This is a genomic window from Seohaeicola saemankumensis (assembly GCF_021021435.1).
Classification (GTDB): domain Bacteria; phylum Pseudomonadota; class Alphaproteobacteria; order Rhodobacterales; family Rhodobacteraceae; genus Seohaeicola.
Window position 1 is genome coordinate 1 of sequence record NZ_JAINWI010000045.1, and the last position, 4,879, is coordinate 4,879.

A 4,879-nucleotide genomic window follows, 5' to 3' on the forward strand; every position below is an offset into this window, starting at 1 on the left:
AAACCGCATCAGCGGCCCATGTGCACGCACTTCGGGCAGACGGTTCGGACCGTGCGCTGCCAGTCGCCGCGCCGCCTCAGCCGCGCTCAACCCCGCCGGGGCCGAGTCCAGCGCCGACAGACAGGCATCGGCAGGCTGGCTGTGCGGATCGGTCAGCAACATCAGAGTCCTTTCAGCGGGCGGTATAGCCGCCATCAATCGCCAGTTCGGCGCCGGTCACGAACTTCGCCTCGTCCGAGGCCAGATAGACCACGGCCCAGGCGATGTCGTCAGGATCGCCCATGTGACCGATCGGATGTACGGACCCTGCCGCAGCTTTCGCAGCCTCCAGATCATCGGATGTGGTCCGCAGATGGTTTTCCACCATCGGCGTCCAGATGTAGCCTGGATGGATCGAGTTCACGCGGATCTGTTCGGGCGCATAGGTGATCGCGTCATTCTTGCTCATCAGCCGAACCGCCCCTTTCGAGGCGTGATAGGCGGCAAGCCCGCCAACACCGATCAGGCCCGCGATGGAGGACAGGTTGATGATCGACCCACCTCCCGACGCGCGCAGATGCGGGATGGCATGTTTGGTGCCGAAGAACACGCCCTTCACGTTCACGGCCTGAACCCGGTCCCAGTCCGCCTCGCTCACCTGATCGGTGGGGGCAGGACTGCCCGAGATGCCCGCGTTGTTGACCATGACATTCAGCCCGCCGAAACGCGCTGCAGCAGCGTCCACCGCCGCCTTCATCGCGGCTTCATCGGTCACATCCACGGTCCAGTAGGCAACGTCATGTCCCGTTTCGCACAGCGCCTTGGCCAAGGCCTCGCCCTCGTCGGCCAGCAAATCAAGGATCGCGACCTTCGCGCCTTCCTCTGTCATGCGCTCCACACAGGCGCGGCCGATGCCTACGGCGCCACCGGTCACGATGGCGATTTTTCCTTCCAATCGGTTCATTGTCTTCTTCCTTTCTGTGAATATGCTTATCGCCCTCAGGTCACGACGCGCCCCTCAGTTGCGATCTCGGGGATGTCTGTCCGGTCTTCCTCCGCCGCGCCGCAGAGCAATTCGACGGCTCGGTCGGCAGCGTCCTGGAACGGCTCCAACACCATGTCGGCGCCTGCCCCGAACAGCACCTCGGTGTCACCAGCGCTGTGCGAAGCGGCCGCGATCCGTCCGGAGAACCCCGCTGTCCGCGACAGCTGGATCAATGTCCGCCGCGTGTCCTCATGACTCAATCCGGTGGGGTGGATCGGGACCGTCGATACGATCCAGCGCGTGCCCTGAAACGGCAGTTCGGCCACGAATTCGGGATCGGTCGCATCACCGAACCTCGCCTTCATCCCCAACTCACGCCAACGCCGCACCGCCAAAGGGTTGAAATCCACCCCCAGCACCCGGATGCCGCGCTTTTGCAGGCGCAGGCCGATGGCCGTGCCGAAACGACCAAGACCAAAGACGATTACCTTGTCATCGTTGTCGTCAGTGGCAACGAAATCAGTGGGCTCGCGGGGCGTGCCTTTGCGCTCAAATATCCCCAAGAAAGGTTCGAACAGCGCATAAAGCTTGTGCGAGAAGGTGATCATGTAAGTGGATGCCGCGATGGTCACGAGGCCGACCATGGTGACAAGACCCAGAGCATCGTCGGTCACATGGCCCAGCGTGACGCCCATGGCGACGAATATCAGGGAAAATTCGCTGATCTGTGCCACCGTCAGACCGGCCAAGAATCCAGTCCGTTTGCGGTAGCCCATTGCCCCCATGATGGCGAGCACGATCAACGGGTTCCCAATCAGCACGAACAGCGAGAAGACGACTGCCCCTGTGACATGCGCGCCCAGCAAGGACAGATCCAGCGTTGCGCCAAGGGCGATGAAGAAGAACAGCAGCAGGAAGTCACGTAAGGGAGCCAACCGAGCCGCGATCGTCTCGCGGTATGCGGTCGAGGCCAAGGCCACCCCAGCCATAAGACCGCCCACCTCCTTGCCCAACCCGACCAGATCACCAACGGCCGCGAACATCGCGGCCAGTGCGATGGCAAAGATCACCAAAAGTTCCGGCGCACGGGCTAAACGCTCGGTCAAAGGATTGGCGGCGTAGCGCACGAACAGGATGACGGCCACCAAAAGGGCAACGCCTGACAACAAAACGCTCAGGATCGAGCCCCCGCCATGCCCCGCATCCCCGCCCGCACCAATGCCGATGGCTGACAGCACGATCATGGCCAGCACCACGAACAGATCCTGGACGATCAGGAAACCCAAGGCGATCTGGCCATGAAGGGCGTCGATCTCGCGTTTGTCGGACAGCAGCTTGACGATAATGATGGTCGAGGAGAAGGTCAGGGCGACCGCGACGTAAAGGCTGGTCACATGGTCAAGCCCAAGCGCCAGCCCGATCAAGTAACCGAAGAAAGCGGTGAACAGAACCTGCCCCATGCCGGTCATGACCGAGACAGCCCCCAGAGAGCGCACCAGCTTCACATCAAGCTTGATGCCGACAAGGAACAGCAGGACCGCGATCCCCAATTCCGAAAGCAGGTCGATCTGTGCATCCGAATGCACGACATCCAGCGCCGAAGGCCCGGCGATCAAGCCAACGGCGATGAAACTGACGATCAGGGGTTGGCGCAGGAAAATGCCGAAAAGCCCAATCCCTGCCGCCAGCACCAGAAGGAGAGCCACTTCGGCGAAAGAAGACATTGGCATTGTCATCTCCTTTCCCTGACGGGATCTTCATGTCCGTCGTTTTGCAAGCGCGGGGCTGTTTCATGGCGCTTGATGAACTGTTCCAGATCGGCATCTGCGATGCGCCAGCCCTTGCCGATGTCGATGGCGCGCAGTTCACCAGTCTTGATCCAGTGCCGCACCGTCGCTTCGGCAACCTTCAGACGATCAGCCACCTCCTTGACGGTTTGATAGTGATCATGGGGCATCGTTCTGCACCTTTTGCCGGATTTTTCTGAAGTATAGCGGCGTATGGTTATGTTTGATTGACCTGAATCAAACCATCGGACGAAAGCTCATGGTTGAATGAATTGCTGAGTGAACAAGGGAGGCACCTCATGCAACGCATCATGCTGGCCACGGATTTCTCCGAAAGATCGGACAGGGCTTTGCGTCGGGCGGTTATTTTGGCACGTTCGCATGGCGCGTGCATCGAGCTTGTTCATGTTGTCGATGATGATCGTCCGCGCAGCATCGTAGAGCAGGATACCAAACAAGCCCGACAGCTTCTATCCGAGCTTGCCCGATCGCTTGAGACACTTGACGGCATATCCTGCGACACGAAAGTCATTTTGGCGGACCCTTTCGCCGGAATCGCAGAGGCGGTTGAGCAAGCCAGCCCTGATCTGCTTGTCATCGGCCCGCACCGCCGTAACATCCTGCGGGACGCCTTTGTCGGAACGACCGCAGAACGCACGATCCGGGCCGTGTCCTGTCCAGTTCTGATGGTGAATGGCGCCCCCCTCGGGGACTATCGTCATGTTCTGTTAACCACGGATCTGTCAGAGGACTCGCGTCTTGCTCTGAACTTGTTTGAAACGCTGCAAATCGGTCGAGAAGGCAGCCGCTCCGCCCTCAGCGTTTTCAACGCTCCGGCCGTGCGACTGGCGATGTCTGGAACGCTGCCACCAACCAACAAGCAAGACTACCTGAACTCTCTGCGTGCAGAGGCCAAACGCGAACTGGCGGCCTTCATGGCAAAGCTGGGTGGCACAAAGACCGAGCAGATCGTTCGGTTCGACGAGACAACCACTGCTCAAGAAATTCTGCGAGCTGTAAAAGACCTCAAATCCGATCTGCTCGTGCTCTCGACCCAAGGCAAAGGTGCGGTATCACGCATGTTGCTGGGCAGCGTGACCGAACAAGTTCTGCGGTGGTCACCTGTAGATGTTCTGGCAATCCCCCCGTTCAAATAGGGTCAGGGACGCCACCGTCGGAAACCTGATGCATTAAAACTTTGTCGACAGCTCAGCACCGTGTTCAGTTCCAAGGACCGGATCGTCCGCGGCTCCGGGTCCTGGGAACGCGGCTGGCCGATATGGACAGGCCAGCCGCGTCCGAGACGGGTCGGCGTGCCTCTGCCATGGCTCGCAGGGCGGCCACGCGGTTCTCGGTTGCAGGATGGGTTGCGAAAAGACTGTCATGTTTATGCGCGTGCAGCGGATTGATGATGAACATATGTGCGGTCCCCGGATTGCTCTCGGCGGCGTGGCTGTCGATCCGCGCGGCCCCCATTGCGATCTTCTCCAGCGCCGAGGCCAACCACAAAGGCTGCCCGCAAATCGCGGCTCCGGCCTTGTCTGCCGCATATTCCCGTGTCCGGCTGATGGCCATCTGCATCAGTGCCGCCGCCATCGGCGCAAGGACCATCATCAAAAGCGTGCCGACCAGACCCAGCCGCTTCCGCGAGCCGCCAAAGAACATCGCGAAGTTGGCAAGCATCGAGATCGCACCGGCGAGGGTCGCAGTCACAGTCATGATTGCGGTGTCATGGTTGCGAATATCGGCCAATTCATGCGCGATCACCCCGGCCAGTTCCTCGCGGGTCAGGCTGCGCACAAGCCCGGTGGTCACGGCTACGGCGGCGTTCGCGGGGTTGCGTCCGGTGGCAAAAGCACTCGGCTGCAACGTATCGATCAGGTAGACCGCTGGCGCAGAAAGCTCTGCGTTCCGTGCGAGTTCCATGGTCAAGGCGTGAAGGCCCATCCGGTCGCCGGGCATCACCGGCTGGGCGTTGTGCATCCGCATGACCATCCGGTCCGAGTTCCACTAGGTAAAAACGCTCATTGCCGCAGCGACAACAAGCGCGATAAGCGCGCCGCCTCACGCTGGCTCATGCCCTCAGCACAGGCTAGCTGAACCTTCCGATACAAATCCACAGTGAAAA

Annotated in this window: 5 protein-coding genes and 1 pseudogene; 1 reads left to right on the plus strand and 5 read right to left on the minus strand. The window is 60.4% G+C overall.

Annotated elements, in window-relative coordinates; all coding sequences use genetic code 11:
* The 4 genes from K7H22_RS19770 to K7H22_RS19785 form a co-directional block, all read right to left on the minus strand.
* The coding region (locus K7H22_RS19770) for a cation-transporting P-type ATPase (protein ID WP_330165872.1) at positions 1-195 on the minus strand (195 nt) is incomplete at its 3' end.
* Positions 173-943: an SDR family NAD(P)-dependent oxidoreductase gene (locus tag K7H22_RS19775; protein ID WP_230802525.1), complete on the minus strand. Its 771-nt coding sequence runs from the start codon at positions 941-943 to the stop codon at positions 173-175. The genes K7H22_RS19775 and K7H22_RS19770, both read right to left, overlap by 23 nt.
* 35 nt (positions 944-978) lie before the next feature.
* Positions 979-2,694: a cation:proton antiporter gene (locus tag K7H22_RS19780; RefSeq protein WP_230802526.1), complete on the minus strand. Its 1,716-nt coding sequence runs from the start codon at positions 2,692-2,694 to the stop codon at positions 979-981.
* Between the two features lie 2 nt (positions 2,695-2,696).
* Positions 2,697-2,921 carry a helix-turn-helix domain-containing protein gene (locus tag K7H22_RS19785; protein WP_230802527.1) on the minus strand — a complete coding sequence of 75 codons (225 nt, stop codon included), beginning with the start codon at positions 2,919-2,921 and terminating at the stop codon, positions 2,697-2,699.
* Positions 2,922-3,050: 129 nt separating this feature from the next.
* Between K7H22_RS19785 and K7H22_RS19790 the strand changes: the two genes are divergently transcribed.
* Positions 3,051-3,908, plus strand: a complete 858-nt coding sequence (locus K7H22_RS19790) for a universal stress protein (RefSeq protein WP_230802528.1) — start codon at positions 3,051-3,053, stop codon at positions 3,906-3,908.
* 64 nt (positions 3,909-3,972) lie between these two features.
* On the opposite strand, the pseudogene K7H22_RS19795 reads toward K7H22_RS19790, so the two are convergent.
* Positions 3,973-4,812: pseudogene (locus K7H22_RS19795) on the minus strand (M48 family metalloprotease); the annotation flags it as partial.
* Between the last annotated feature and the right edge of the window lie 67 nt (positions 4,813-4,879).

Excerpts from the sequence above, each read along its gene's own strand:
- K7H22_RS19775 (WP_230802525.1), bottom strand. The coding sequence starts at position 943 with ATGAACCGATTGGAAGGAAAAATCGCCATCGTGACCGGTGGCGCCGTA.
- K7H22_RS19780 (WP_230802526.1), bottom strand. The coding sequence starts at position 2,694 with ATGCCAATGTCTTCTTTCGCCGAAGTGGCTCTCCTTCTGGTGCTGGCG.
- K7H22_RS19785 (WP_230802527.1), bottom strand. The coding sequence starts at position 2,921 with ATGCCCCATGATCACTATCAAACCGTCAAGGAGGTGGCTGATCGTCTG.
- K7H22_RS19790 (WP_230802528.1), top strand. The coding sequence starts at position 3,051 with ATGCAACGCATCATGCTGGCCACGGATTTCTCCGAAAGATCGGACAGG.